The sequence below is a fragment of the Xanthomonas sp. CFBP 7698 genome (genome assembly GCF_003600855.1).
In the GTDB taxonomy this organism is placed as follows: domain Bacteria; phylum Pseudomonadota; class Gammaproteobacteria; order Xanthomonadales; family Xanthomonadaceae; genus Xanthomonas; species Xanthomonas cannabis.
Genome location: NZ_PRDN01000001.1, coordinates 339182 through 366124, shown reverse-complemented (window position 1 = coordinate 366124; position 26943 = coordinate 339182). Strand labels below are relative to the sequence as shown.

The 26943-nt window shown below is 66.5% G+C and carries 26 protein-coding genes; 18 read left to right on the top strand and 8 right to left on the bottom strand.

What is annotated here, in order from left to right; all coding sequences use genetic code 11:
• Nucleotides 1-103: 103 nt before the first annotated feature.
• Together XnspCFBP7698_RS01565 and XnspCFBP7698_RS01560 are read right to left on the bottom strand one after the other, a co-directional pair.
• A complete protein-coding gene (locus tag XnspCFBP7698_RS01565) occupies nucleotides 104-745 on the bottom strand; it encodes a response regulator transcription factor (RefSeq protein WP_104579669.1) in 642 nt (213 codons plus the stop codon).
• Nucleotides 738-3830 carry a sensor histidine kinase gene (locus XnspCFBP7698_RS01560; protein ID WP_104579668.1) on the bottom strand — a complete coding sequence of 1031 codons (3093 nt, stop codon included), beginning with the start codon at nucleotides 3828-3830 and terminating at the stop codon, nucleotides 738-740. Before XnspCFBP7698_RS01560 ends, XnspCFBP7698_RS01565 begins: the two co-directional genes overlap by 8 nt.
• A 476-nt stretch (nucleotides 3831-4306) precedes the next feature.
• Between XnspCFBP7698_RS01560 and XnspCFBP7698_RS01555 the strand changes: the two genes are divergently transcribed.
• The 7 genes from XnspCFBP7698_RS01555 to XnspCFBP7698_RS01525 all read left to right on the top strand — a co-directional run bounded on the left by XnspCFBP7698_RS01555 (nucleotide 4307) and on the right by XnspCFBP7698_RS01525 (nucleotide 9930).
• The gene (locus tag XnspCFBP7698_RS01555) at nucleotides 4307-4780 is read left to right on the top strand and encodes a helix-turn-helix transcriptional regulator (RefSeq protein WP_104579667.1); all 474 of its coding nucleotides are present in this window, start codon (nucleotides 4307-4309) and stop codon (nucleotides 4778-4780) included.
• Nucleotides 4777-5433, top strand: coding sequence for a hydrolase (locus tag XnspCFBP7698_RS01550; protein ID WP_104579666.1), 657 nt, complete (start codon nucleotides 4777-4779; stop codon nucleotides 5431-5433). Before XnspCFBP7698_RS01555 ends, XnspCFBP7698_RS01550 begins: the two co-directional genes overlap by 4 nt.
• A 47-nt stretch (nucleotides 5434-5480) precedes the next feature.
• On the top strand, nucleotides 5481-5867 hold the full coding sequence (locus XnspCFBP7698_RS01545; RefSeq protein ID WP_081422427.1) for a DoxX family protein: 387 nt from the start codon (nucleotides 5481-5483) through the stop codon (nucleotides 5865-5867).
• A gap of 113 nt (nucleotides 5868-5980) precedes the next feature.
• Nucleotides 5981-7822 (top strand): amidohydrolase, encoded by a 1842-nt coding sequence (locus XnspCFBP7698_RS01540; protein ID WP_199680081.1) that lies wholly within the window; start codon nucleotides 5981-5983, stop codon nucleotides 7820-7822.
• A gap of 85 nt (nucleotides 7823-7907) precedes the next feature.
• Entirely contained in the window at nucleotides 7908-9539 is a 1632-nt protein-coding gene (locus XnspCFBP7698_RS01535) for an MFS transporter (protein ID WP_104579664.1), read from the top strand.
• Between the two features lie 5 nt (nucleotides 9540-9544).
• Nucleotides 9545-9775 carry a DUF1427 family protein gene (locus XnspCFBP7698_RS01530; RefSeq protein ID WP_104579751.1) on the top strand — a complete coding sequence of 77 codons (231 nt, stop codon included), beginning with the start codon at nucleotides 9545-9547 and terminating at the stop codon, nucleotides 9773-9775.
• Nucleotides 9772-9930, top strand: a complete 159-nt coding sequence (locus tag XnspCFBP7698_RS01525; protein WP_039409705.1) for a XapX domain-containing protein — start codon at nucleotides 9772-9774, stop codon at nucleotides 9928-9930. The genes XnspCFBP7698_RS01530 and XnspCFBP7698_RS01525 overlap by 4 nt, the downstream gene beginning before the upstream one ends.
• Before the next feature lie 170 nt (nucleotides 9931-10100).
• Here the strand turns inward: XnspCFBP7698_RS01525 and XnspCFBP7698_RS01520 are convergent, their stop codons facing one another.
• Nucleotides 10101-10925, bottom strand: coding sequence for an alpha/beta hydrolase (locus tag XnspCFBP7698_RS01520; RefSeq protein WP_104579750.1), 825 nt, complete (start codon nucleotides 10923-10925; stop codon nucleotides 10101-10103).
• 513 nt (nucleotides 10926-11438) lie between these two features.
• On the bottom strand, nucleotides 11439-12773 hold the full coding sequence (locus tag XnspCFBP7698_RS01515; protein ID WP_104579663.1) for an Nramp family divalent metal transporter: 1335 nt from the start codon (nucleotides 12771-12773) through the stop codon (nucleotides 11439-11441).
• Between the two features lie 143 nt (nucleotides 12774-12916).
• Between XnspCFBP7698_RS01515 and mntR the strand changes: the two genes are divergently transcribed.
• The 3 genes from mntR (at nucleotide 12917) to orn (ending at nucleotide 14564) form a co-directional block, all read left to right on the top strand.
• Nucleotides 12917-13384: a manganese-binding transcriptional regulator MntR gene (mntR, locus tag XnspCFBP7698_RS01510; protein WP_039409702.1), complete on the top strand. Its 468-nt coding sequence runs from the start codon at nucleotides 12917-12919 to the stop codon at nucleotides 13382-13384.
• Nucleotides 13381-13908 carry a tRNA adenosine(34) deaminase TadA gene (gene tadA, locus XnspCFBP7698_RS01505; RefSeq protein WP_047694912.1) on the top strand — a complete coding sequence of 176 codons (528 nt, stop codon included), beginning with the start codon at nucleotides 13381-13383 and terminating at the stop codon, nucleotides 13906-13908. Before mntR ends, tadA begins: the two co-directional genes overlap by 4 nt.
• A gap of 71 nt (nucleotides 13909-13979) precedes the next feature.
• Nucleotides 13980-14564, top strand: coding sequence for an oligoribonuclease (gene orn, locus XnspCFBP7698_RS01500; RefSeq protein WP_039564095.1), 585 nt, complete (start codon nucleotides 13980-13982; stop codon nucleotides 14562-14564).
• A gap of 159 nt (nucleotides 14565-14723) precedes the next feature.
• Here the strand turns inward: orn and XnspCFBP7698_RS01495 are convergent, their stop codons facing one another.
• Both XnspCFBP7698_RS01495 and ppsA read right to left on the bottom strand, forming a co-directional pair.
• On the bottom strand, nucleotides 14724-15689 hold the full coding sequence (locus tag XnspCFBP7698_RS01495; protein ID WP_039564083.1) for a mechanosensitive ion channel domain-containing protein: 966 nt from the start codon (nucleotides 15687-15689) through the stop codon (nucleotides 14724-14726).
• A complete protein-coding gene (ppsA, locus tag XnspCFBP7698_RS01490; RefSeq protein ID WP_104579662.1) occupies nucleotides 15689-18067 on the bottom strand; it encodes a phosphoenolpyruvate synthase in 2379 nt (792 codons plus the stop codon). The genes XnspCFBP7698_RS01495 and ppsA overlap by 1 nt, the downstream gene beginning before the upstream one ends.
• A 142-nt stretch (nucleotides 18068-18209) precedes the next feature.
• Here ppsA and XnspCFBP7698_RS01485 point away from each other — a divergent pair, with 142 nt between their 5' ends.
• The 3 genes from XnspCFBP7698_RS01485 to XnspCFBP7698_RS01475 all read left to right on the top strand — a co-directional run bounded on the left by XnspCFBP7698_RS01485 (nucleotide 18210) and on the right by XnspCFBP7698_RS01475 (nucleotide 20461).
• Nucleotides 18210-19031, top strand: coding sequence for a pyruvate, water dikinase regulatory protein (locus XnspCFBP7698_RS01485; protein ID WP_047694908.1), 822 nt, complete (start codon nucleotides 18210-18212; stop codon nucleotides 19029-19031).
• A gap of 201 nt (nucleotides 19032-19232) precedes the next feature.
• On the top strand, nucleotides 19233-19742 hold the full coding sequence (locus XnspCFBP7698_RS01480; protein ID WP_123137235.1) for a DUF1249 domain-containing protein: 510 nt from the start codon (nucleotides 19233-19235) through the stop codon (nucleotides 19740-19742).
• Nucleotides 19743-19972: 230 nt separating this feature from the next.
• The gene (locus tag XnspCFBP7698_RS01475; protein WP_104579661.1) at nucleotides 19973-20461 is read left to right on the top strand and encodes an 8-oxo-dGTP diphosphatase; all 489 of its coding nucleotides are present in this window, start codon (nucleotides 19973-19975) and stop codon (nucleotides 20459-20461) included.
• A gap of 354 nt (nucleotides 20462-20815) precedes the next feature.
• Here XnspCFBP7698_RS01475 and XnspCFBP7698_RS01470 read toward each other — a convergent pair whose 3' ends face one another.
• A complete protein-coding gene (locus XnspCFBP7698_RS01470; protein ID WP_123137234.1) occupies nucleotides 20816-21574 on the bottom strand; it encodes a 3-hydroxybutyrate dehydrogenase in 759 nt (252 codons plus the stop codon).
• Nucleotides 21575-21703: 129 nt separating this feature from the next.
• On the opposite strand from XnspCFBP7698_RS01470, the gene XnspCFBP7698_RS01465 reads away from it, so the two are divergent.
• The 5 genes from XnspCFBP7698_RS01465 (at nucleotide 21704) to XnspCFBP7698_RS01445 (ending at nucleotide 25432) form a co-directional block, all read left to right on the top strand.
• Nucleotides 21704-22318 (top strand): CDP-alcohol phosphatidyltransferase family protein, encoded by a 615-nt coding sequence (locus XnspCFBP7698_RS01465; RefSeq protein WP_039409759.1) that lies wholly within the window; start codon nucleotides 21704-21706, stop codon nucleotides 22316-22318.
• Nucleotides 22319-22373: 55 nt separating this feature from the next.
• The gene (gene phaE, locus XnspCFBP7698_RS01460; RefSeq protein ID WP_146093169.1) at nucleotides 22374-23597 is read left to right on the top strand and encodes a class III poly(R)-hydroxyalkanoic acid synthase subunit PhaE; all 1224 of its coding nucleotides are present in this window, start codon (nucleotides 22374-22376) and stop codon (nucleotides 23595-23597) included.
• Entirely contained in the window at nucleotides 23594-24667 is a 1074-nt protein-coding gene (locus XnspCFBP7698_RS01455) for a class III poly(R)-hydroxyalkanoic acid synthase subunit PhaC (protein WP_047694899.1), read from the top strand. Before phaE ends, XnspCFBP7698_RS01455 begins: the two co-directional genes overlap by 4 nt.
• Nucleotides 24668-24773: 106 nt before the next feature.
• Nucleotides 24774-24971 (top strand): PspC domain-containing protein, encoded by a 198-nt coding sequence (locus XnspCFBP7698_RS01450; protein WP_029219975.1) that lies wholly within the window; start codon nucleotides 24774-24776, stop codon nucleotides 24969-24971.
• Nucleotides 24968-25432, top strand: a complete 465-nt coding sequence (locus XnspCFBP7698_RS01445; protein WP_199680007.1) for a hypothetical protein — start codon at nucleotides 24968-24970, stop codon at nucleotides 25430-25432. Before XnspCFBP7698_RS01450 ends, XnspCFBP7698_RS01445 begins: the two co-directional genes overlap by 4 nt.
• A 235-nt stretch (nucleotides 25433-25667) precedes the next feature.
• Here the strand turns inward: XnspCFBP7698_RS01445 and XnspCFBP7698_RS01440 are convergent, their stop codons facing one another.
• Nucleotides 25668-26879: an FAD-dependent oxidoreductase gene (locus tag XnspCFBP7698_RS01440; protein ID WP_104579659.1), complete on the bottom strand. Its 1212-nt coding sequence runs from the start codon at nucleotides 26877-26879 to the stop codon at nucleotides 25668-25670.
• Between the last annotated feature and the right edge of the window lie 64 nt (nucleotides 26880-26943).

Genomic DNA, 26943 nt, shown 5'->3' with positions numbered 1-26943 from the left:
AGTCTCGCTGCCGCGCTGCAGATCGGCATGGCTGCAGGCAAAACGTCGTGGGTGAAGTTCGATCCTCGCTGTTCGATCGATGCGGGCCGGGCACCGGTGTCGCTCAGGTTTCCAGCGACAGGATTCCGCGGCGCAGCGCGACGGTGACCGCATGGGTGCGATCACGCACGCCCAGCTTGGCGAGGATGTTCTTCATGTGCGCCTTGACGGTCTCTTCGGCGATGGTCAGCGCATTGCCGATCTGCTTGTTGGAGCAGCCGGTGGCGACCAGGTTGAGCACCTCGGTCTCACGGGCGGACAGTGCGTCGTCGAGCACGTGGGCGGCGATGTTTTCGGCCACCGACGCCGGCACATGCCGGCGCTGGCCACGGCGCACGTCGCGGATGGTGTCGACCAGTTCGCGCCGCAACGCGCTCTTGAGCAGGTAGCCGCAGGCGCCGGCCTGCAGGGCGCGCACCGCACGCACATCGCCGGTGTAGGTGGTCAGCACGATGACCTTGGCGGACGGGTCGACGCGGCGGATGCGCTGGATGGCTTCCACGCCATCCACGCGCGGCATCTGCAGGTCCATCAACACCACGTCCGGGCGCAGGCGGGTGTAGCAGGCCACCGCCTGCTCGCCGTCTTCGGCCTCGCCCACCACGCGCATGTCGCATTCGGCGGCAAGCATGGCGCTCAGGCCGTCGCGCAGCAACGGATGATCGTCCACCACCAGCACGTTGGTTGGTTTGACCGTCTCAGCCATTGAAGCTCTCCATGGAGCGTGCGTGTCCAAAGGGCCACCACCAGCGCGGCGGCCGTGCGTAAGCGGTACGGGCGGGTAGCACGATCTGGATCTCGGTGCCGCTGCCCGGACGCGACCACAATTGCATCTTGGCGCCGATGCGCTGCGCGCGTTCCTGCATGCCGGTCAGCCCCCAGTGCCCGGTGCGCGCCTGACCATGCAGCACGTCCGGGTCCAGGCCGCAGCCATCGTCGCGGATGCGCAGCGTGAAGTCACGTGAACCGTAACGCAGTTCCAGCGCGATGCGCGTGGCCGCGGCATGCCGGTCGGCGTTGGCCAGTGCCTCGCGGCCCAGCTGGAACAGTTCGTCGGCCACCAGCGGACGCAGCGCCACCGCTCGGCCGTCCACCAAGACCTGCAACTCGGCCGCGGGCGGGGGCATGCTGGCGTTGCGCGAGCGCTGCAGCGCGGCGGCCAGGTCTTCGCGCAGCGAGTAGCTGTCGCGCAGGCCGTTGACGCGGTCGCGGCCCTCGATCAGGGCGTTCTCGGCCAGATCCACCGCTTGTTCCAGTTCCAGCCGGCGTGGGTCGTTCCAGGGCAGCGAGCGGCTGGCGGCATGCAGCCGCAGGATCAATCCTTGCGTGCCCTGCAACAAGGTGTCGTGCAGCTCGCGGGCAATACGCTCGCGTTCGCGGTACCGCTCTTCCAGTCGAGCCCGCAGCCGTCCGGCCACCTGGCGGGTGCGCATGCGCCACAGCAGGGCAAGGGTCAGCAGCAGTGCCAGTGCGGCGCAGACCTTGAACTGCCAGGTCTGCACGAAGGCCGCCTCGATGACGAAATCGAGCGTGTCGCCGCGCGCGTTCCAGACGCCATCGTTGTTGGCGGCGGCGATGCGGAAGCGGTAACGGCCTGGCGCCAGATTCGTATAGAACGCCTCGTTGCGATTGCCGGCGTCCTGCCAGCGTGCGTCCACGCCCTCCAGCCGGTAGCGGAAGCGCACCCGCTCGGGGCGGGTGAGGCTGACCGCGTCATAGCCGATGCGCAGGCGGTCGGTCCACTTGGGCAGGCGCAGGCCGTCGTCGCGCGGGTAGGGCCGGTCGTTGGCGACGATCTCGGTGATGAAGACATCCGGCGCGGTGGGATTGCGGTAGGTCTGGTCCGGGTCGAGCCAGGCCAGGCCCTGGTTGGTGGTGAACCACAGCAGGCCGTCATCGGCGGCGACGGCGGTAGGCACCGGCGTGGCCTGCTGGGCGATGCCGGGCAACCCATCCATGATGTCGTACAGCCGCATCGGGCCGACCACGCCAGCGCGCACGCTGCTCAGCAATGCCCGTTGCGCTACCTGCACCACGCCACGGTTGCCGTTCAACCACAGCATGCCGTGCCGGTCCTGCACGATGCCGGTGATGCCCTGCAGCAGCGGCGCGCTCTGGTCGGCTACCTGATGGAAGCGGCCATCGGCGCCGAGCACGGCCAGCCCGGTCTCGCCGGCGACCAGGGTGAGCGTGGGCCCGTGCCAGATGGCGGTGATCGGCCCCACCGACAGGCCATCGGCTGCGGCGTAGCGTTTGAGTTGTTGCCCCTGCAGCACGCGCACTTCGCCCTTGACGGTGCCCACCCACAGGCCGCCGTCCCGGGTCGTGGTCAGCACCGAGCAGGGCGTGTCCTGCAGCGTGGCAACGGGCACCCACGCCTTGCCATCGAAGACATGGGGGCCACCGGCATCCGGGCAGACCCATGGCTGGTCGTGGCTGTCCACCATGAAGGCGCGAATGGCGCCGGGCGTCGCGCCGAGCGGCAACGCCACCGCCTGCGCATGGCCGGCCTGCAGACGCAGCAGGGCGTGTTCGCCGAGCACCCAGCCGCTGGCGCTTGCGGGCACTGCCAGGGTGCTGGCCGCAGGCGCGCCGTGCTGCAGGCGCCCGATGCGCTCGCGGCTCAACGCGAGCACGCGGTCGTCGCGCAGGCTGGCCAGCAGCGGGCCGGGCGAGGCGCCCGGCGCGGTCGCAAAGGTGGCCACCGCCATCGGCTGGCCCGGCAGCAACGCGGCCAGCGGCAGCAATGCGCGGTGTCGAAAGCGATTCAGGCCCAGATTGGTGCCGGCCCACAGGTTGCCTTCGCGATCTTCGAGCAGGGGCCCGGCGGTCGCAGACGTCAGCCCTTGCACCGGTCCGAAGCGTTCCAGCACCGGTGCCGGTGCTGCAGGCAGGGCGATGCGGAACACGCCGTGCGCGGCATAGTCGCTGCCCCACAGCGCGCCATCGCGCATGAAACGAATGCGCCGTGCGAAGACGCCGGGAAATTGCGGCTGGGCGCGCGCACTCGCCGGCAGGACCTGGCCCTTGGAATCGGTCAACGCGAAGACGCCGCGGTAAGGGTCGGCGACCCAGATCACGCCGTCCGGGCTCTCGGCCATGGTGACGTACAGGCCCACCGGCTGGCCGCTGGGTTCGAAGCGTCGCGCACCGGGGCGCAACGACAGAATCTGGGTACCGTCGCTGACCCAGAGCACGCCGCGCACGTCGCGCAGCAGCCAATGGGCGCGCGCGGCCGTGTATCCCCAATCGGCACCGGCGCGCTGCCAGCGTTGGCCATCGAACCAGCACAGACCGCCATCGATGGCGGCCCACATGCGCCCGCTGCCATCGTGCTCGATCCGGAACACCATGCCGTCGGGCACGTCCTTGCCCGGGGCGAAGTGGGTGAGGTGACCGTCTGCAAGGCGGTCGATGCCGGCGTTGAAATAGCCGATCCACGCGGTGTCGTCCGGCGCCAGCGACAGCGCGGTCATGTTGTGCGATGCATAGGCCTCGCCATCCGGCGGCGCCTGCCGCGTGAAGCGCTCTCCATCGAACTGGAAAAGGCCGAAGCCGGTGGCCAGCCACAACGGGCCGGCGTCGACCTGCTGGATGTCCCAGATGTCGGCCGGCGCACCGCGCTCGGTGCTCCAGGCGGTGTGGTGGAACTGCAGCAGCCCGGCACGCGTCGCGACGATGTCGCCACGTGCGGCGAGCGCGCACAACGGCAAGCCACTGCACACGACGACGAGCACCACTGCGCACAGGCGAAACAGCAGGCGTGATCGGATGACGGGGGCATGCGGCATCGCGGCATTGTCGGGCGAGATCGGGGGGAAGCACCACCACCTCTTTCGGGGGAGGGACGTCAGGCGCCAAATCGGCTACGCATGGAATGACGCGCAGTCACGCCTGCCTGCACGCAGCACGCATGCATCACGCACTGCGCGCTGGCGCGCTCGCAGTCCGGTGCGTGCGAACGCTGGTCTGCAGAGGATCCTTTGCCTTGCATCGTGCGGCTGTTGCAGTGGCGTTCGCTCTGCCGCCCGTGCTCACCTGCGCCACTGTCTGCAGGGGAGCCTCACACCGCAACTTGGGCAGAGGCTGCGTAGCGGCGCGTGGCTGCCAGCGCGCACCGCGCGGTGCTGTGATGACCAACATGCCGCTGCGTTGTTAGGGCGGCATGCCGCTCCCCCGAAAGAGTGAGCGATCGGCCTCACCATCAGGGGTGGGGCGATACGGGGGCTCGCCGCACCATGGCGGCATTCCCCGCCGGAGACGCCGCATGGCACGTCTGATTGCCACAGGTCGCCCCGATCTGCATGCCGCTGCCACGCTGTCGCCGCATGCACCACGCACACGTGCGGTGGCAAGAGCGCTGCATTACATCGAGACGCACCTATACGAGCCGATCGGCGTGGCGCAACTGGCCGGCGCTGCCTGCATGAGCCGTTTCCATTTCGCACGGGTGTTCCGCGACGCCATCGGTGCCAGCCCGATGGAATACCTGCGCCGTCGTCGGCTCGAATGTGCGCAGGCCATGTTGCGCGAAGGCCGCCACACCATCAGCCAGATCGCCACCGATCTGTGCTTCTTCGATCAAAGCCATTTCGTGCGCAGCTTCCGCAACGCCACCGGCTGCACGCCGGCGCGCTTTGCCGCGCAGGTTGCGGTCGATCGCTGTCTGGCAATACCCGCACCGCGTGCGCATCGGCACACCGGTCATTCCTTTTCCACCTCACAGGAACAACACGCATGACCACTGCCACCGCCGTCCCCGGTAACGCCCTGCTGTCGCCCGGCGATCACACCTTGATCCTGATCGACCATCAATCGCAGATGGCCTTTGCCACCCACACCATCGACATCTCGGCACTGCGCAACAACGTGTCGTTGATTGCCAAGGGCGCCAAGGGCTTCAAGGTGCCGGTAATCCTGACCACCGTGGCGGAAAAGTCGTTCTCCGGCCCGCTGTTTCCGGAGTTGCCGGACATCTTTCCGGGTGAGCCGGTGTTCGATCGCACCAGCATGAATGCCTGGGAAGACCAGGGGGTGATCGACCGCGTCAATGCCATCGGCAAGCAGCGCCTGGTGATTGCCGGGCTTTGGACCAGCGTGTGCATCGTCGGCCCGGCCCTGTCGGCCATCGAGCAGGGCTTCGAGGTCTACGTCATCACCGACGCCTGCGGCGATGTCAGCGACGAAGCGCACGAACGCGCCGTCACCCGCATGGTGCAGGCCGGCGCCGCGCCGATCACCAGCGTGCAGTACCTGCTGGAATTGCAGCGCGATTGGGCGCGTGGCGACACCTACGGGCTCACCACCGGCATCGCACGCGCACACGCCGGTGGCTACGGCATCGGCATCCAGTACGCCAAGAGCATGTTCGGCGCCCAGGAAGGCGGGCATTGAACGCACCTACGCCACGCAGTGAGGCCGGTGCTGCCGCGGCATTGTTGATGCTGCGCATTGCCGGCGGCGGCTTCCTGCTGCCGCACGGGCTGGGCAAATTGCTCGGGTGGTTTGGTGGACCCGGGCTGGGCGGTTTTGCAGCAGAGCTGCAGCAGTTCGGGCTTCCGTCCACCACCCCGTTGCCGTTGGTGCTGGCGTTGGTGCAGACGCTGTCCGGGCTGGCGGTGCTGCTCGGGTTCTGGACCCGTGCGAGTGCCGCGCTGGCGGCGCTGTTCATCGCCACCACCGTGCTGGTGGCGATGCCGAAAGGCTGGTTCTGGATGCATGGCGGCATGGAATATCCGTCGATGTGGCTGCTGGTGTTGCTGGCGCTGGTCGCCGCCGGCGCTGGTCCGTGGTCGCTGGATGGGCTGCGCCGGCAGGGTTCCGCATGAGCCGCGTGCCGGGCGATCACGATGCCGGGCGGCGCCTGCTGATGCAGGGCGCCGCGGCCGGTCTTGCGCTGGGCGTGCTGCCCGGCGCTTCCTCCGCTTCAAGGACGCCTGCCATGGCCGATCTCGTCGTTCGCAATGCGCGCATCACTACGCTCGATCCGCGTCGGCCCAGTGCCACCGCACTTGCCGTCAGCGCTGGGCGCATCGTCGCGGTTGGCGACGATGCGCAGATCATGGCCATGGCTGAAGGTGCCCGCATCATCGATGCACAGGGACGGCGCCTGCTGCCCGGCCTCAACGACAGCCATACCCATCTGATCCGCGGCGGGCTCAACTACAACCTGGAGTTGCGTTGGGATGGCGTGCGTTCGCTGGCCGATGCACTGGCCATGCTCAAGGCGCAGGTCGATCGCACTCCGGCGCCGCAGTGGGTGCGCGTGGTCGGCGGTTTCACCTCGCACCAGTTCGTCGAAAAGCGCCTGCCCACGCTGGAGGAGATCAATGCGATCGCGCCGGATACACCGGTGTTCCTGCTGCATCTGTACGATCGCGCCTTGCTCAATCGTGCGGCCTTGCGTGCCTGCGGTTATGACAAGAACACGCAGGACCCGCCCGGCGGGCGCATCGAACGCGACAAGCTCGGCAATCCCACCGGTCTGCTGCTGGCCAAGCCCAATGCACTGATCCTGTACGCAAGCCTCGCCAAGGGCCCGCGCCTGCCGGTGGAATACCAAGCCAATTCCACCCGCCATTTCATGCGCGAACTCAATCGCCTGGGCATCACCTCGGTGATCGATGCCGGCGGCGGCTTCCAGAATTATCCGGAGGACTACCAGGTCATCGAACAACTGCATGCGGCCGGCCAGCTGAGCGTGCGCATCGCCTACAACCTGTTCACCCAGAACAAGGGCAAGGAGGTGCAGGACTTCCGTGGCTGGACCGAGCTGCTACCGGTGCGCAAGGGCGATGACCTGCTGCGTCACAACGGTGCCGGCGAAATGCTGGTGTTCTCTGCGGCGGACTTCGAATTGTTCAGCGAGCCACGGCCGGAGCTGCCGCCGGAGCTGGAGCCCGAGCTGGAGCAGGTGGTGCGGCTGCTGGTCGAGAAACGCTGGCCGTTCCGGATCCACGCCACCTACGACGAAAGCATCGAGCGCATTCTCGATGTGTACGAGAAGGTCGATGCCGACATCCCGTTCGATGGCCTGCACTGGTTCATCGATCACGCCGAGACCATCACGCCGCGCAACATCGACCGCATCCGCGCGCTGAATGGCGGCATCGCCGTGCAACACCGCATGGCCTACCAGGGCGAGGCGTTTGTGGAGCGCTATGGCGTGCAGGCGGCGCGGCACACGCCACCGGTGCGGCGCATGCTGGCTGCCGGGGTCCCGGTGGGCGCCGGCACCGATGCCACGCGGGTGGCCAGCTACAACCCGTGGGTGGCGCTGTCGTGGCTGGTGACCGGGCGCACCGTCGGCGGGCTGGCGCTGTACGGCGAGGAAAACTTGCTCGATCGCGAGCAGGCGCTGCGCCTGTGGACCCAGGGCAGTGCCTGGTTCTCCGGCGACGAGTCCACCAAGGGCACCCTGGTGGCCGGGCAGCTGGCGGACTTCATCGTGTTGTCGGACGACTATTTTCGTGTCGACGACGCCGCCATTGCCGACATCACCAGTGTGCTCACCGTCTTGGGCGGGCAGGTGGTGCATGGCGATGGCGACTTCGCGGCGCTGGCACCGCGCTTGCCGCCTGCGATGCCGGACTGGTCACCGGTCAACCGGTTTGGTGGCTACCACGTGGGCGGCGGAGCCAGTGCACTGGCCGGCGCCGCGCACGTGCATGGCCACGGCTGCCAGGCGCACGGGCCATACCAACATGCGGCCCAGCATGCAGCGCCCAGCGACGACCTGCGCGGTTTCTGGGGCGCATTGGGTTGCTCATGCTTCGCGTTCTGACACCGGCCGCGCGGCCACGCGCAGACAGCTGCGTGTGGCCGCGCTGCGCCATTCGTCCTGCTTCGTCACCTGGAGCCTTGCTGCAATGACTTTTTCTGCCGCACCTGCCGATGGCGGTGCCTGGGCGCCGCTGCGTGCGCCGATCTTCCGCGCGCTGTGGCTGGCGATTCTGGGCAGCAACATCGGCACCTGGATCAACGATGTCGCCGCATCCTGGGTCATGGCCGAGCAGACCGGCTCACCGCTGATGGTGGCCGCGGTGCAATCGGCCACCACCTTGCCGGTGGTGCTGTTTGCCCTGGCCGCCGGCACCCTGGCCGACATCGTCGACCGCCGCCGTTATCTGATGCTCACCCAGGGCTGGATGCTGCTGGTGGCCGGTGCGCTGGCCGTGCTCGCGCATCTGCACCTGCTGACTCCCCGGGTGCTGGTGGCACTGACCTTTGCGATGGGCATCGGTGCGGCGATGGCCATGCCGGCGCAAGCGGCGATCGTGTCGGAACTGGTGCCGCGCCCGATGCTGGCTTCGGCGGTGGCGCTCAATTCGATCGGCATGAACATCGCGCGTTCGATCGGCCCGGCGATCGGTGGGCTGATCGTGGCGCAGTTCGGGCCGCCGTGGGCGTTTCTGCTCAACGGGGTGACCTTCGGCCTGATGTTGCTGGTGCTGTGGCGCTGGCGCCGCGAGGCAGATGCTTCGGCGTTGCCGCCGGAGAGTTTCGGCGCGGGCCTGCGTGCGGGCCTGCGCTACGCCGCACGCGCAGGACGCCTGCAGGCGGTGCTGATCAAGGCCGCCGGGTTCTTCCTGTTTGCCAGCGCATTGACGGCCTTGCTGCCGCTGGTGGTCCGCCGCGACATGCAGCTGGGCGCCGGCAGTTACGGCATCCTGCTGGGCTGCATCGGCATTGGCGCGATCAGCGGTGCGCTGCTGCTGCCGCGCCTGCGCGCGCGCTACGACCGCGACCTGCTGGTGTTGGTCGCCACCGTGGTGTGCGCGGCCTCATTGCTGGGGCTGTCGCTGTCGCGTCAGATCGGCGTGTTATGCGTGGTGATGGTGGTCAACGGCCTGGCCTGGATCACCGTGTTGTCGTCGTTGCAGATCGCCGCGCAGACCGCAGTGCCTGCCTGGGTGCGCGCGCGCGCACTCTCGTTGTACATCGTGGTGTTTTCGGCAGGCATGGCGGCCGGCTCGCTGCTATGGGGCGCGCTGGCGCAGCGCACCTCGATCGCGGTTGCCCTGCAGATCGCCGCCGCCGGTGCGGTCATCGCCGCGCTGCTGGTCAAGCGGGCGCGCATTGCCGGCACCGAACAGCTGGACCTCGCACCCGGCGGGCACTGGCCCGCACCGGCGCAATCGGACGCGGTGGAACACGATCGCGGCCCGGTGCTGGTAACGGTGGAATACCGCATCGCCGCCGATGCGCGCCTCACGTTCCTGCAGCTGATGACGCAGCTGGGCAACGCGCGACGCCGCGATGGCGCGGTGGTCTGGGGCATTGCCGAGGATGCGGCGACGCCTGGAGTGCAACTCGAGTACTTCATCGTCGCCTCGTGGCTGGAACACCTGCGACAGCACGAGCGCGTCACCGGCGATGACCGCCAGCTGCAGGAACAGATCCGTGCCCTGCATCAGGGCGAACGCGCGCCGGTGGTGCGCCACTTCGTCGGCGGCGGCGGCGGTGCGGCAGTGCCGCCGCATGCGCATTCGGATATCTGATGGCCGTGAACTGGAAGTTCATCGGCGGTGTCGTGCTGGGCGTGGCCATCGGTGTCGGCTGCCGTGCCGCCGGTATTCCATCGCCTGCACCAACGGCCTTTGTCGGCGCGCTGCTGGTGCTGGCGATGACATGCGGCTATGCAGTGGCCGACCGGTTCCTGGGCCGGCGTGCCGCACGTCATCTGACGCATTGCGGCGGACCCAGCGGCCGCAGTGCAGGGCAGGGCGACGCATGAGCCTGGCATTGCTCGGGGTGCTGCTTGCACTGGCGATTGGCGTTGGCTGTCGTCTGCTCGATCTGCCGTTGCCGGCACCGCCACGCCTGACCGGTGCGCTGCTGGTAGTGGCAATGAGCGGCGGGTTCCTGCTGGCCGACTGGTTGCTGCAATAAGGCAGGCGCTGCACCTTGCTGCTGTCTATGCAGACGGCATTGCGGCACTACACCCAACTGAAGACTGCCCGCCGTTGATTCAGCCCTTCCCGGATCCAGCATCAGTATCGTTGACGTAGAAAAGGCCGGCTCTCACGAGCCGGCCCTTGTCGTGCGCGTGACAGCAGCGATCAGGCCTTGGCGAACGCCAGCAGATCCTTGTTGAGCTGATCGGCGTGGGTGAAGGTCAGGCCATGCGGCGCGCCGGCATAGATCTTCAGCTCGGCATTCTTGATGATCTTGGCCGACAGCTTGGCCGATGCATCGATCGGGACGATCTGGTCGTCGTCGCCATGTACCACCAGTGCCGGCACATCGATCTTCTTCAGGTCGGCGGTGTAGTCGACCTCGGAAAATTCCCTGATGCAGTCGTACTGACCCTTGTGGCCACCCAGCATCCCCTGCAGCCAGAACGAGTCGCGCATGCCCTGGGTGACCTTGTTGCCGTCGCGGTTGGCGCCGAAGAACGGCGTGGCCAGGTCCTGGTAGAACTGCGAGCGGTCCTTGGCCACGCCGTCGCGGATGCCGTCGAACACGCTCATCGGCAGGCCGCCGGGATTGGTCGGGCTCTTGACCATCTGCGGCGGCACCGCGCCGACCAGCACCACCTTGGCCACGCGCTTGCTGCCATGACGGCCCACGTAGTGCGCCACTTCGCCACCGCCGGTGGAATGGCCGACCAGGATGGCGTCCTTCAGGTCCAGCGCCTCGATTACGGCGGCCAGGTCGTCGGCGTAGGTGTCCATGTTGTTGCCGTCCCAGGTCTGGCTGGAACGGCCATGGCTGCGGCGGTCATGCGCGATGACGCGATAGCCGTGCTGCCCCATGAACAGCATCTGCGCGTCCCAGGCATCGCCGCTGAGTGGCCAACCGTGTGCAAACACGACCGGCTGGCCCTTGCCCCAGTCCTTGTAAAAAATGGCGGCCCCGTCGGGGCGTTTGACGAAATTGGACATCGGGTTGACTCCGTGAGTGGACGAGTGGGGTGGGGTGGCAGACGCGTGGTGAGTGGGCGTCGCGGCCATGGCAAACGTGGGCAGCGACAACGCTGCCACGGCTGCCGTGCCGGAGATGAGAAAGCTGCGGCGTCCGGCATCGGCCGGGTGCGCCTCGAACGGATCCATAGAAACTCCTGTGGGCGAGGGCATGCAGCCCGGCGGTCGCATGGCGCAGTGCATCCCATGCGGCGCGTGCCCACGCCATTGGGTGCGGCGCAGTCACGGACATGCCGGTGCATCTGCGCAGTAGACCGCTTGCAGGGCCGTTGCAGATTGCATCTGCGTGCGCTCTGCTGCCCTGGACGTCTGCAGGCGTGCGCGTCGCTCACTGCACGTGGCAGGGTCTGCCCGTCAGCGCGCGGAAGTGCAAACGGGGCGCTTCTGCCCGGCGATCAATCGATGGGCTGCGTCGTGCGCACGCGCGCGGAGCGCATGGATGCGATGTCGAAAAGCGCACTCCGCACGCGACGCTCAGTGCAGCGCGGTGTCCCACAACAGCTTGCCGTTCAAGGCCACGATCACTGCAGCAATCAGCCAGGCCACGCGCACCAACCACGCCGGCGCCACCAGCGCGCCCATTAGTTGGCGGTCGGCGACGAAGCGCACCAGCGGGATCACCGCAAACGGCAGTTGCATCGACAGCACCACCTGGCTCAGCACCAGCAGCCGCGCCGTGCCGGCTTCGCCGTACAACCAGGTCACCACCACCACCGGCACGATGGCGATACCGCGAGTCAGCAACCGGCGCAGCCATGGCGGCAGCCGCAGTTGCAGGAAGCCTTCCATCACGATCTGCCCGGCCAGGGTCGCGGTCACGGTGGAGTTGACGCCGGAGGCGAGCAGTGCGACTGCGAACAGGGTCGAGGCCAGGCCCACGCCCAGCATCGGCGCCAGCAGCGCGTGCGCCTGTTCGATCTCCTGCACGTCGGTGCGGCCTTGCGCATGAAACACCGCTGCGGCCAGGATCAGGATCGAGGCATTGATGAACAATGCGAACATCAGCGCCACCGTGCTGTCGGTGACCGCCCAGCGCAGTGCCGAGCGCCGTCCGTCATCGGTACGCGGGTACGCACGCGTCTGCACGATCGAGGAATGCAGATACAGGTTATGCGGCATCACGGTCGCCCCGATGATGCCGATCGCCAGGTACAGCGCCTGCGGGTCGGTGACCACGCGCGCGCGCGGAATGAAGCCGCCCAGCACCGCCGCAACCGGCGGGGCCGCCAGCGCGATCTGGATGCCGAAACACACGAAGATGATCAGCAGCAAGGCCATCACGAATGCTTCCAGCGCACGGAAGCCCCGGTGCATCAACAGCAGCACCAGCACCACATCCACTGCGGTGATGATCGCGCCCAGCGTCAGCGGGATGCCGAACAGCAGCTTCAACGCGATCGCCGTGCCGATCACTTCGGCCAGATCGCAGGCGATGATCGCCAGCTCGCACAGTCCCCACAAGGCCAGGTTCACGCCGCGCGGGTAGCGCGCCCGGCAGGCCTGCGCCAGGTCCAGGCCGGTGGCAATCCCCAGCCGCGCCGACAGGCCCTGCAGCACGATGGCCATGATGTTGGACAGCAGGATCACCGACAGCAGCAGGTAGCCGAACTGCGAACCGCCGGCCAGGTCGGTGGCCCAGTTGCCCGGGTCCATGTACCCCACCGACACCATGTAGCCCGGCCCCAGGAACGCCAGCAGCCGGAACCACCAGTGGCCAGCGCCAGGGACGGCCACGCTGGCGTGGTGATCTCCGAGCCCACCAGTGGACGCGGCGGGCAAGCGGACAGACGCAGGGGTATCGGTGGACATGCGCGGCAGGTAAAGGGCGGTCTAGGGGATGATATAGCAAGTGCTATGCTGTTGAGCATTGGCAAACCCAATCGTAATGATCGGCCGCGTGCCTCAAACTAGGCGCCCCGGCAGCGAGGCCGGACGGGATGACGAGGACAAGGGTGGGCAAGAGCGAAAAGCTGGAGGCGGCCACGCCGTCCCTGATCGATGCGCAGGTGCATATGGAGAGCTTCCGCCAGGTGCGCGAAGCGCGCCGCGCCGAGCTGGTCGAGGACTACGTGGAGCTGATCTCCGACCTGCTGGTGGACGGCGGCGAGGCGCGCCAGGTCGATATCGCCGCGCGCCTGGGCGTGGCCCAACCCACCGTGGCCAAGATGCTCAAGCGCCTGGTGCGCGATGGTTGGGTGGTGCAGCGGCCGTATCGTGGCGTCTTCCTGACCCCCGCCGGCGAGGCATTGGCCGCGTCCAGTCGCCAGCGGCACCAGATCGTCGAACGCTTCCTGCTTGCCCTTGGCATCGACGAGGCCACCGCCCGCCGCGATGCCGAGGGCATCGAGCACCATGTCAGCGAGGCCACCGTGGCGGCCTTTGCCGCGTTTCTGGACCGCCAGGGCGGCCCGGCCGCGTGAACGCGTCGGCCGACGCACCGGCCGGTGCAGCGCTCGATGCGTCCCAGGCGGCGCTCGACACGCGTTGGATGCAGCACGCCTTGCGCCTGGCCGAGCGTGCCGAGCGCGACTATGACGAGATTCCGGTAGGGGCGGTGCTGGTCGATGCAGCCGGCACACTGCTGGGCGAAGGCTGGAACTACAACATCGCCAGTCACGATCCCAGCGCGCATGCCGAGATCATGGCCATGCGCGAGGGCGGCCGCCGGCTGGCCAATCACCGCCTGATCGGCTGCACGCTCTATGTCACCCTGGAGCCATGTGCGATGTGTGCCATGGCCATGATCCATGCGCGCATCGCGCGCGTGGTGTTCGCGGCAAGCGACCCCAAGACCGGCGCCTGCGGCAGCGTGTTCGACCTGCTTGCCGACCCGCGCCACAACCACCGTGTGCAGGTCAGCGGCGGGGTGCTGGCGGCCGACGCCAGTCTGCGCCTGACCAATTATTTCCGCGCCAAGCGCGGCAAGCCGCCGCTGCTGCCGTGAGCGGCTTGCCGCGGTATGATGCGCGCCCTTTCCAGCATCCGGCCGGCGACGGCTCTCCACAGGACCGCGATATGGCAGACACCCTTGCAGGCAACGACCGACTGATCTGGATCGATCTGGAGATGACCGGCCTGGATACCGACCGCGATTCCATCATCGAGATCGCCACCATCGTGACCGATGCGCAGTTGAACGTGCTTGCCGAAGGGCCGGAACTGGCCATTGCCCATCCGCTGGAAACCCTGGAGGCGATGGATGAGTGGAACCGCAACCAGCATCGGCGCTCGGGACTGTGGCAACGCGTGCTGGACAGCCAGGTCACCCATGCGCAGGCGGAAGCGCAGACCGTGGCATTCCTGAGCGAGTGGATCCGTGCCGGCGCTTCGCCGATGTGCGGCAATTCGATCTGCCAGGATCGCCGCTTCCTGCACCGCCAGATGTCGCGGCTGGAGCGCTACTTCCACTATCGCAACCTGGACGTCTCCACCATCAAGGAGCTGGCGCGTCGCTGGGCGCCGACGGTGGCCAACGGGTTTGCCAAGAGCTCGGCGCATACCGCACTGAGCGACGTCCGCGATTCCATCGACGAGCTGCGCCACTATCGCCAGTTCATGGGCGCACTGGGTGGCGACACCGAGGCAGGCGTGCAGGGCTGATCGGCCCTGCAGCTGCAGCGGAAGCCCGGGCCTGATGCGATCGGAGGATGTCAGCATCTGTGCGCGCTTTCGTGAGAACGCATGCACCCGTAATGCCCGTCGAAAACAACAAAGGCCGCATCTTCCGATGCGGCCTTTTGTTCGCCTTAAATAGCTGGCTCAGCGTGCCAGCGGTGGCCCCTTGGTCAGGTCGCCATCGTCGGTGACGCCCTTGAGCAGCAGCTCCGAGATCGGCTTGCCGTCGGCGTCGTGGTGATACACATGCAGATCGCGTTGCGGATACGGAATGCTGAGTCCATTTTCCAGCAGCTGGTTGCGGATCTGCTCCAGTGTGGTGCTCTTGGCCGCGCCGAAGTTGCCGTTGGTGGCGTAGGCAAACAACATTAGATCCACCGTGCTTTCGCCCAGATTGGTCACCTGCACGAACGGCGCGGGCGATTCCAGGATGTTGGGATTGTCCTTGGCGATCTGCAGCAATAGCTGCTGGGCCTTTTTCAGATCGTCTTCGTAGCCCACGCCAACAGTCACCTCGAGACGCCGGTTGGGCAGGGTGCTGTAGTTGATGATGGGTGCGGTGGTGATCGTGCTGTTGGGCAGGGTGATCATGCGCTCATCGAACGAGCGCACCCGGGTCTGGAAGATCCGGATCTCGTCGACAATGCCTTCCTGGCCCGCAATGACGACATGGTCGCCGTCGCGCATCGGCCGCAACACGATCAGCATGACCCCGGCGGCGATATTGGACAGCGAGTCCTTCAAGGCCAGACCCACGGCCAGGCCGGCCGCGCCCAGCACCGCAATCAACGAGGTCGGCGGCACACCGATCTGGCTCAGTGCACTGACAAATACCAGGACCAGCAGCAATGCGTAGACGACATTGCGCAGGAAGTTGGTCAAGGTGATCTCGACCCGGGCACGGCTCAGAACACGATGCAGCCATTGGCTCAGCTGCCTGGCCAGCCACATGCCGATCACCACGATCAGCAGTGCGACTCCCCAGTTGAGGGCGTACTGCGCCCACGGGATGGTCGACCAATTGAATGCCGGTTCGGCCGTCTTCACCGCCGCCGGCTTGGCAGCCGCTGCTCCCGCAGCGGCTGCCACCAATGCACCAAACAGCCCCATCAGCTCTCGCTCTTGAGTTTGGCCAGCCGCAGCCAGGTATCGACCACGGTGTCAGGGTTCAACGACACCGATTCGATGCCTTCCTGCATCAACCACTCCGCCAGTTCCGGGTGATCCGACGGCCCCTGGCCGCAGATGCCGACATACTTGCCCTTGGCGCGCGCCGACTTGATGGCCATCGACAGCAACTTCTTGACTGCCGGATTCCGCTCGTCGAACAGGTGCGCCACGATCGACGAGTCGCGATCCAGGCCCAGGGTCAGCTGGGTCAGGTCGTTGGAGCCGATCGAGAAGCCGTCGAAGATCTCCAGGAACTCGTCGGCCAGCAGGGCGTTGGACGGCAGCTCGCACATCATGATGATCTTTAAGCCGTTCTCGCCTTGCTTGAGCCCGTTCTGCTCCAGCACCTCGATCACCTTGCGGCCTTCTTCCAGCGTACGCACGAACGGGATCATCACCCAGAGGTTGTCCAGGCCCATCTCGTTGCGCACCTTCAGCACCGCCTTGCACTCCAGCGCGAACGCCTTGGTGAAGGACGGATCGACATAGCGGCTGGCGCCACGGAAGCCGATCATCGGGTTCTCTTCATGCGGTTCGTAACGCGAGCCGCCGATCAGGTTGGCGTACTCGTTGGACTTGAAGTCCGACAAACGCACGATCACCGTATTCGGTGCCACCGAGGCGGTGAGGGTGGCGATGCCCTCGGCAAGACGGTTGACGTAGAAGCTCACCGGGTCGCCGTAGCCGGCGATCTTGGCGTCGATCTTCTTGCGGACATCGGCGTCCTGCTTGTCGTACTCCAGCAGCGCGTTCGGGTGGATGCCGATATGCGCGGCAATGATCATTTCCAGACGCGCCAGGCCGATGCCGGCGTTGGGCAACTGGCCGAAGTCGAAGGCGCGCTCCGGGTTGGCCACGTTCATCATGATCTTGAGCGGGGCAGGCGGCATGTTGCCCAGATCGGTGGTGGTGCGCTCGAACGCCAGCTCTCCGTCGTAGATGAAGCCGGTATCGCCTTCGGCGCAGCTCACGGTCACTGGCTGGCCGTCGCTGATGACCTCGGTGGCGTTGCCCGAGCCGACCACCGCCGGCACGCCGAGTTCGCGCGCGATGATCGCCGCATGGCAGGTGCGCCCGCCACGGTTGGTCACGATCGCCGAGGCGCGCTTCATCACCGGCTCCCAATCGGGGTCGGTCATGTCGGCGATCAACACGTCGCCGGCCTGGACCCGATTCATGTCTTCCAGCGAGCGCACCACACGTGCGACGCCGCTACCGATCTTGGCACCGACTGCGCGGCCTTCGACCAGGATCTTGGCGTCCTTGGCCTCCAGCGAGAAGCGCTCGATCTGGGTGGCGTGGCTGCGCGACTTCACCGTTTCCGGGCGCGCCTGCACGATGAACAGCTTGCCGCTGACACCGTCCTTGGCCCACTCGATATCCATCGGGCGGCCGTAATGCTTTTCGATGACCAGCGCCTGCTTGGACAGTTCCTGCACGTCCTCGTCGCTGATCGAGAAGGTGCTGCGCAGCTCCGCCGGCGTGTCTTCGATACGCACGCGTTCGCCCGGCACATCCGAATACACCATGCGAATGGCCTTGCTGCCCAGCGAGCGACGCAGGATCGCCGGCTTGCCAGCCGTGAGCGTGGGCTTGTAGACGTAGAATTCGTCCGGATTGACCGCGCCCTGCACGACCATCTCGCCCAGCCCGAAGCTGGAGGTGACGAACACCACGTCGCGGAAGCCGGATTCGGTGTCCAGCGTGAACAGCACGCCCGACGAACCCACGCCCGAGCGCACCATCAACTGCACGCCGGCCGACAGGAACACGTCCTCGTGCTTGAAGCCGTGATGCACGCGGTAGGCGATTGCACGATCGTTATAGAGCGAGGCGAACACTTCCTTGACCTTGTGCACCACATCGTCGGCGCCGGTCACGTTGAGGAAGGTTTCCTGCTGGCCGGCGAACGAGGCGTCCGGCAGATCTTCGGCGGTGGCCGACGAACGCACGGCCACGGCCACTTCGCCGCCACCGTTTTCGGCGCACAGCTTGTCGTAGGCAGTGCGGATGTCGCGGTCCAGCTCCGGCTGCAGCGGGGCGTCGATCACCCAGCCGCGGATTTCCTTTCCAGCCACGGTCAGGGCATTGACGTCCTCGACATCCAGCGTTTCGAGCTTGTCGAAAATGCGCTTGGACAGGTCGTTGTGTGCGATGAAGTCCTTGAAAGCTTCCGCGGTGGTCGCATATCCACCCGGAACCGACACGCCCAGCCCGGCCAGGTTGCCGATCATCTCGCCGAGCGAGGAATTTTTACCGCCTACGCGGGCCAGATCGGCCAGGCGTAGCTCATGCAACCACAGGATATTCTCGTTCAAGCGCGATGCTCCGTATGGCCATCGCCCGAGCGGGCTGGATGGCCGCGTCCGTAGGAAGAAGCCGCTATGATGCAGTGCACAGCGGAATCTGCACAAGCATGAACCCGTAAGTTTTGGACACCAGTTCAAAGAGGTGGTCTTGATGTCAACAATCCGGCCGGTGTTTTACGTCTCCGATGGAACCGGTATCACCGCTGAAACGATTGGGCACAGCCTGCTCACCCAGTTCAGCGGATTCAACTTCGTCACCGACCGCATGTCGTTCATTGATGATGCAGAAAAAGCGCGCGATGCCGCGATGCGGGTGCGCGCGGCCGGGGAGCGGTACCAGGTGCGTCCAGTGGTCGTCAATTCGTGCGTCGATCCACAGTTGAGCATGATCCTGGCCGAGAGCGGGGCGTTGATGCTGGACGTATTTGCGCCCTTCATCGAGCCGCTGGAGCGCGAGCTCAATGCGCCGCGCCATTCGCGCGTGGGGCGTGCACACGGCATGGTGGATTTCGAGACCTATCACCGCCGCATCAATGCGATGAACTTCGCCCTCAGCCATGACGACGGCATTGCGCTCAATTACGACGAGGCCGACGTGATCCTGGTGGCGGTGTCGCGTGCGGGCAAGACGCCGACCTGCATCTACCTGGCCTTGCATTACGGTATCCGCGCCGCCAACTATCCGTTGACCGAAGAAGACCTGGAGAACGAACGGCTACCGCCGCGCTTGCGTAATTACCGCAGCAAGTTGTTCGGTCTGACCATCGATCCGGAGCGTCTGCAGCAGATCCGCCAGGAACGTCGCGCCAATTCGCGCTACAGCGCGGCCGAAACCTGCCGCCGCGAGGTGGCCATTGCCGAGCGGATGTTCCAGATGGAACGCATTCCTTCGTTGAGCACCACCAATACCTCGATCGAGGAAATCTCCAGCAAGGTGCTGTCCACACTGGGGCTGCAGCGCGAGATGTTCTGAGGCCGGGATTGGTAGGGCGGGATTCGGGAGTGGGCAAGCAAGCGTCGCGTTCACGCTGCGGACGTATCGGCGGCGCGGCGGCCGGCTTGCCGGCAACCCAGCGGAAATCAAGCGGGCGGGGCAGTGCCTCGCCAAGGTAGGCCTGCGATCGGGCCCTCGTCAATGCTGCCCGTGCGGCAGCGCAGCGTGTAGGATCGGTGCATGGCCCAAGCATTGAGCAAACTCGAAATCATCCCCCGCCTGAGCCGGTTTGGCTGGCTGATGGGGTTGTATGCAGAAAACTTCCAGCACCTGACCCGTCTGTTCGCACCCGGCGATCTGGCACCCGGGTCGTATGTGTCCTCGATCGGCGACGGCCTGGATTTGCGCCTGGATGTGATCGAGTGCCATCGCTACACCGTCGAACTGCGGCTGACCTACGACCTGTGCGACCCGGTCACCGGCGAGCCCGACCCGTCTGCCTACGTGCGTCTGTACCGCGATGCGCGCCAGGCCGAGACCACGCATTGCTACGTCGGCCGTCGCTGGCAGGACGTCATGGGGATGTTTCCGCCGCCGGCCGAGCTGATCAGCCATCGCATGCGCATGAACACCTTCCTGGGCAAATGGCTGGAGTACCTGGCCGAACGCGGTCATGGTGTCGCCACGCTGCAGCTCGATACCGACTATGTTGCGCCGCCACGGCCCGGTTCGCAGGCCGCTGTTGGCTAAGACACGAATTGCTGCCGTGGCTTGCGAGCCTGGCGTGCCGCAGATGGCGAGGCTTGCGCGGTTGTGCAACGTGGCGGCCTCGAGCGTTGCCGGTGTGTTTGCCGGGTGGCTTCGTCGGTCTTCCTGCAAGGCCGACACGCGGTGCACAAGCAGCCCGCACAGGCCGGTCGTGTCGCGCGAGCCTTGACTGCATCGGTCATACTGCTGCGCTTCGTGTCAGATTCCGTGCCATGCCCTATACCCCGATTGTCGCCACGCTTGGCTACCTGCTGTCGCCGGACGGCACGCAGGTGCTGATGATCCACCGCAATGCGCGTCCTGGCGATCAGCATCTGGGCAAGTACAACGGGCTGGGTGGCAAGGTGGAGCCGGACGAGGACGTGCTGGCCTGCATGCGTCGCGAGATCCGCGAAGAGGCCGGCGTCGACTGTGGCGACATGCAGCTGCGCGGCACCATCAGCTGGCCCGGGTTCGGCAAGCAGGGCGAGGACTGGCTGGGTTTCGTCTTTTTGATCCGCAGTTTCCAGGGTACGCCGCACACCTCCAATCCGGAGGGCACGCTGGAATGGATTCCGGTCGCGCAGATGGACCAGGTGCCGATGTGGGAAGGCGACCGCCATTTCCTGCCGCTGGTGTTCGATGACGACCCGCGCCCGTTTCACGGCGTCATGCCCTACCGCGACGGACGCATGCAATCGTGGACGTACTCGCGCGTCTAAGGCGCGCGGGAGATCGCAGCGCCTGATCAGGCGCCTGCTGCGCTAGTCCATACGCATGGTCGGGCGAGCGCTCTGCGGCGAGCCAGTTGCTGCACCTCGCTTGCACGCACTGCACCTGGCAGCGCCGGCGCGCGCTTCAGTCAGGCCAGCGCGCGCGTCGCCACAGCGAGCACAACCCTATTGCCCGCTGCAACGATACGCTACGGGCATTAACACCGACGTCGGTCCCGCGATGCGGTTGTGCACTTCTCCACATCGCCTGTGGATGACGGCTGGGCAAGTCTGTGGACAACTGCCCGGTGCCCTTGCGCTGCAACGTTGTCGAGCTGGCTGGCGAAAGTTTCGCCAGCGCGCTCATTGCGCCGTCCAGCCGCCGTCGATGGCGATCGACTGCCCGGTGATGTTGCGCGCGGCATGCGACATCAGGAAAGCCACCGTGCCGGCCAGCTCGTCGTACTCAATGAAGGCGCCCTTGGGCATCGGCTTGAGCATCACATCGCGGATCACCGCATCTTCGGCGATACCGCGGGTGCGGGCCTGGTCGGCAATCTGGCGCTCCACCAGCGGCGTGCGCACATAGCTGGGGCAGAGCGTGTTGACGGTGATGTCGCAGTCGGCGGCCTCCAGCGCGATCACCTTGGCCAGCCCGACCAGGCCGTGCTTGGCGGCCACATAGGCGCTCTTGTAGGGGCTGGCCACCAGCGAATGGATGCTGCCGATGTTGACGATGCGGCCATAGCCGGCCGCACGCATGCCGGGCAGCACCGCACGGCTGAGTCGCGCAGCGCCGGTCAGCATCACGTCCACCAGCAGCGCCCAGCGCTGCATGGGGAAGTCTTCCAGCGCAGCCACCTGCTGCAGGCCGGCGTTATTCACCAGCACCTGCGGCGCGCGGGAGGCCGTCGCCAGGGCCTGCGCAATGCTGTCATCGTCGGTGACGTCCAGCGCCAGTGCCTCGGCCGAGCCGCCCGCATCGCGTAGTTGCTGCGCGACGTGGGTGGCGGCGGCATGGTCCATGTCGCTGACCAGCAGATGGTGGCCATCGGTTGCCAGTTGGGCGGCAAGGCCGGCGCCAATGCCGCTGCCCGCGCCGGTGATCAGGATGCTGCGCATCGGGTGTCCTTGAGCAGTGCGTGGCCGGGAGCGGCCACGCTGGTCGTCAGCCTAGCGGAGGATGCCGAAACGGTCGCCTGCCTGGCGCGCGCGCGTTACCCTTTGCGCCTCGTTCTGATCAGGTTCCGCATGAAACGCCATTTCTCGATGCTGCGCGATTTCCAACTGGCGGACTGGTTCACGCTGGCCAACGCCTTCTGTGGCACCGGAGCGGTGTTTGCGGCAATGCGCTTCCTGCAGGAAGGCCACCGTGGCGATCTGCTGCTGGGTATGGCGCTGATTCCGCTGGCGTTCGTCTTCGACGCGCTCGACGGGCATGTCGCGCGTTGGCGCAAGGCGTCCTCCACGCTGGGCCGCGAACTGGATTCGCTGGCGGATGTGATCTCCTTTGGTGTGGCGCCGGCAGCGCTCGGTTACGCCTGCGGCATGCGCGGCGGTTGGGACTGGCTGGTGCTGAGCTACTTCGTGTGCTGCGGGGTCAGCCGGCTGGCACGCTACAACGTGACCGCCGAAGAGATCGCCGGCGACGCCGACAAGGTGCCGTACTTCGAAGGCACGCCGATTCCGACCAGCCTGGTGCTGGTGATCCTGCTTGCAGTGGCCGCCAGCAGCGGGCACATCGGCCAGACCCTGTGGTGGGGGCAGTGGCAACTCGGGCCGTGGCAGTTCCACCCGCTGGTGCTGCTGTTTGCCATCTCCGGCTCGCTGATGATCAGCAAGACTTTGCGGATACCCAAACCCTGACCGGCACACGCGGGCGCACGCGGTAGGATGGCTGGGTGGACGGTCACGGGAGGGGATGATGGCAAGCAGCGGTTCGGACAACGGCAACTTCGAGGACAAGGCGCGCCAGTACTGGAGCGCCTGGGGAGATGCCATGCGTCACGGTCAGTCCGCCGCTGGGGCGCAGCCACCGCCGGGCCCGTCAGGCGAGGCCCCGCAGGACTGGCGCAAGGCCGTTGACTGGTGGTCGCAGTTGTTGCCCACCCAGGCCGCGCCGCAGGCGCAGGAGGCGATCGACCGCTTCCGGACCCAGGCCGGAGGCTGGTTCGGCACCATGCAGCAGGTGGCCGCCCAGTTTGCCGGCCGCGATACCTCGGCCAACGAAGTCTCCGATGCCTGGCGGCGCGCCGTGCAGGGGCAGGGCGAACAATTGATGCAATGGACGCTGGGCTCGCTGCGCGGCGGCAGCCCCGGCGGCTTCGACCCGTGGCTGCAGGAGGCTGCGCAGACCGTGGGCAAGTGGCGCGAAGAAAATGCACCGTGGCTGGACATGCCCGCGTTTGGCCTCAACCGCAATCATCAGGCCCGGCTGCAGAAGCTCGCCCGCGCGCAGCAGGAGTATCAGGCGCAGTCGCAGGCGTACGGCGAGCAGCTGAAGGCCGCAATCGAGCAGGCGTTCAGCCGGTTCACCAGCAAGCTGGGCGAGCACGAAAGCAGCGGTAGTCAGCTGACCAGTGCGCGCGCCTTGTTCGATCTGTGGATCGAGGCTGCCGAAGAGTCCTACGCCGATGTGGCCCTGTCGGACCGGTTTCGCCAGGTGTACGGCGGGTTTGCCAATGCGCATATGCGGTTGCGCGCCGCCCTGCAGGAAGAGGTCGAACAGCTCAGCGAACGCTTCGGGATGCCGACGCGCTCGGAAATGGATGCCGCCCACCGCCGCATCGCAGACCTGGAACGCGTGGTGCGGCGCATGCTGCGCAGCGGCGTGGGCGTCAGCCCCGCCGGCAAGCCTGCGCAGGCCGCGCCGGCCGATCCGGGAGCTGTGGCACCGTCCAGGCGTGCAGCGCCACCCAATGCCGGAACGGCGCCCGGGCGTTCGGCATCGACCGACGCGGGCAAGCAGTCTGCAGCAAGGGCGGCGGCCCCCAAGGTGGCATCGTCGGCAAAGCCTGCAGTGAAAAAGACCGCTGCAGCAAGACCTGCATCCACGCCTGCTTCGAGACCCGCCTCGACAGCGACACCGGCTACGTCGCCCGTCCGCAAGCCGGCCGCAGGCAGGTCACGTGGAGCCAAGGCATGAAAGGGCCGTTGGGATTCAGTGCCGAAGACCTGATGCAGGAAACCCTGTCGCTGCAGCGCAAGTTGCGCGAGGGCCTCAAGTTGCTGCCCGGTGTGGAAGACGTCGACTACGGGGTCACCGAGCGCGAAGAGATCTGGCGCGACGGCAAGGTGGTGCTGTACCGCTTTGTCGGCGATCAGGCGCCGGTGGCCAGGACGCCGCTGCTGATCGTGTATGCGCTGGTCAACCGGCCCTACATGGTGGACCTGCAGGCCGACCGATCGCTGGTCAAGGGGCTGCTGAGCCACGGTCAGGATGTCTATGTGCTGGACTGGGGCTACCCGGACCGCTCCGAGCGCTACCTCACCCTCGAAGACTATCTGCTGCGTTACATCGATGGCGCGGTGGACCACCTGCGCGCGCACGCGGGGCTGGACGCGGTCGACGTGCTCGGCATCTGCCAGGGCGGCACGTTCTCGCTGTGCTACGCCGCGCTGCAACGCCACAAGGTGCGCAACCTGATCACCATGGTCACGCCGGTGGATTTCCACACTCCCGACAACATGCTGTCCAACTGGGCGCGCATGGTCGATGTGGACCTGTTCGTCGACACCATGGGCAACGTGCCGGCGGATCTTATGAACGCCAGTTACCTGATGCTCAAACCGTTCCGGCTCAATCTGCAGAAGTATGTCGGCCTGCTGGACATTCTGGACGACAAGCAGGCGCTGGAAGATTTCCTGCGCATGGAAAAATGGATCTTCGACTCGCCCGATCTGGCGGGCGAGGCGTTCCGCGAGTTCGTCACCTTGTTCTATCAACGTAATGGGCTGGTGACCGGGCAGGTGGCCATCGGCGGGCAGGCGGTGGATCTGCAGGACGTGGACATGCCGGTTCTCAACATCTACGCCGAGCATGATCATCTGGTGCCGCCCGACGCCTCGCGTGCGTTGCGCGGGCTGGTGGGAAGCCAGGATTACAGCGAGCTGAGTTTTCGCGGCGGGCATATCGGCATCTATGTGTCCGGGCGTGCGCAGCGCGAGGTACCGGTGGCCATCCATCGCTGGCTGCAGGCGCGCGACGGCCGCTGACGGATGGGCGGTTGCAATGGCCGGGTATGGATCGTCCTGAAACGCCGTCACGGTTCGCTGTCGTCGGTGTTTCTAGACTGGCCGCCACGTTTCCAGGAGTCTGCCCATGGCCACCACCGCACTGTCCCGTTCTCTCAACGATCGCATGATTGCCGGCGTCGTCGGTGGCATCGCGCGCCGCTTCGGCTGGAGCTCCACGCTGCTGCGCGTGTTGTTCGTCATCGTCTCGATCGCCTCGGCCGCGTTCCCCGGCATCCTGGTCTATCTGATCCTGTGGCTGCTGATTCCCAACCAGGCCGATTGAACCCGGCGCCGCGCGGGCGAGCGGCCCTGCTGCTGCTGGGCGCGTTATGGACCCTGCCCAATACCGCGCTCGGCGTGTTGGTGGGTCTCATCGGCAGCTGTGGTGGTGCACGTCCGCGTTGGTCGCCTCAGGAACATGCCATCGTCTTTCAGGCCTGGCCGTGGGGGCCGGGCGGGGCGATGACGCTTGGCAATGTGATCCTGCTCAAGGGGGCGTCGCTGGACCTGCAGTGCAGCACCTACGCGCATGCGGCCGGCCGTTGTGAACATCCGCCGGTACGCCTGGGTGACCACGAGCGTGCGCATGTCTACCAATACATGGTGCTCGGGCCGCTGTTTCTGCCGGTGTATCTGCTGTGTGGCGGCATCCACGTGCGCAACCCGCTGGAGCGGGCGGCCGATGCCTACGCGCTGAATGGGCGGGGATGGTGGCCATGGTCGGTCCAGGGCCTGATGCGCTGAATCGCTGCTCGGTGCAGGGTGGTGCCGCATGCTGATCGCAGGCGTCGGCTGTCAGGCGCTCCGGATGCTTGCCGTGCACCTGATGCGTCAGGCGATTACATTGCGCGCGGTAGAAACGTGAGCTTGCCAGTGCGATTCAGTGCAGGCGAGTGAGATCAATCCTTGCGTGATGCAACGCCGGCCGCGACATCTGCCACGGCGCCGGCCGGCAACGCCGCAGCCAGGCCCGGCGCGCTCAACCCAATCGTTTGAACCCGAACAGCGCGTGCAGTGGATGTGGCCTGCCTTCCAGCTGTGCACGCAGCAGGCCAGCCCCGATCGCGCTATAGGTGATGCCATTGCCGCCATAGGCCATCGCAAACAGCAGGCGCGTACCGTGTTCGGCATGCGCGCCGAAGAACGGCAGCCCGTCGGCGGTTTCGGCAAACGTGCCGGCCCACGAAAACACCGGGCGCAGGCGCATGTCCGGCATGGTCTTGCCGATCCTCTTCAGCAGCGTCTTCAATTTGCCCTGCACGCGCGCATCGCGGCGTGCGGGGATGTCGACATTGTCGTCTTCGCCCCCTGCCACCACACGGCCATCGGGCGTGCTGCGCATGTACAGATACGGGCGTGCGGTCTCCCACATCATGGTGTGCCTGAGCGCGCCCATGTCGCTGTCGTGCAGCGGGTCGGTCACGAACGCGTAGCTGCTGCGGTTGCGTGCCACGCGTTGCGAGAGCCACCGCTGGTTGCCGTAGCCGGCCGCCATGATCACGTGCCCGGCGCGGACCGTGATGCCTTCTTCGGTGCGCAACTCGACATGCTGCGCCTGCGGTACGATCGAGGCGATGCTGGTGCGATCAAAGATGCGCGCGCCGTATTGCTCGCATTCGGCAAACAGGCGATAGCACAGCCGGTACGGGTCGACGCTGGCCGCCAGGCGGCTGAGGATCGCGCCGTCCGAGCGCACGCCATAGTCGTGCCACAACGGTTCGCGCTCGACCCATTCCACCGGCAGCCGATGCGTCCGGCGCGCATCCAGCTCGCTGCGCAGGTCGTTGAGGTCGCGCGCGCGGCTGGCGTAGTACAGGCTGTCCTGGCGGGTGAAATCGCAGCCGCCGAGGCTGTCGCACAGGTCCTGCAGATCGACGATGGCCTGCGCGCAGGCGCGGTAGGCGAGCGCGGCTGCCGGCATGCCGTACTGCCTGGCCAGTTCGATCATCGGAGTGTCGATTTCGTACTGCAGCAGCGCGGTGCTGGCCGAGGTGCTGCCCCAGCCGATTTCGCGTTGCTCGACCACCATGACGTCGTGGCCATTGCGCAGCAACTCGTGGGCAATCAGCGCGGCAGTGACGCCGCCGCCGACGATCACGACCTCGCTGTGGGTGGCCTGCTCCAGGCGCGGATAGGCGCGCATCAATCCGTTGCGGATCGACCAGAAGGGATAGCCGCTTTTGAGGTCCATGCGATGTCGTACGTGCGGGCGGTCCGAGATTGGACGGCCAAGCGGGGTGAAGCGGTCGTGAGGC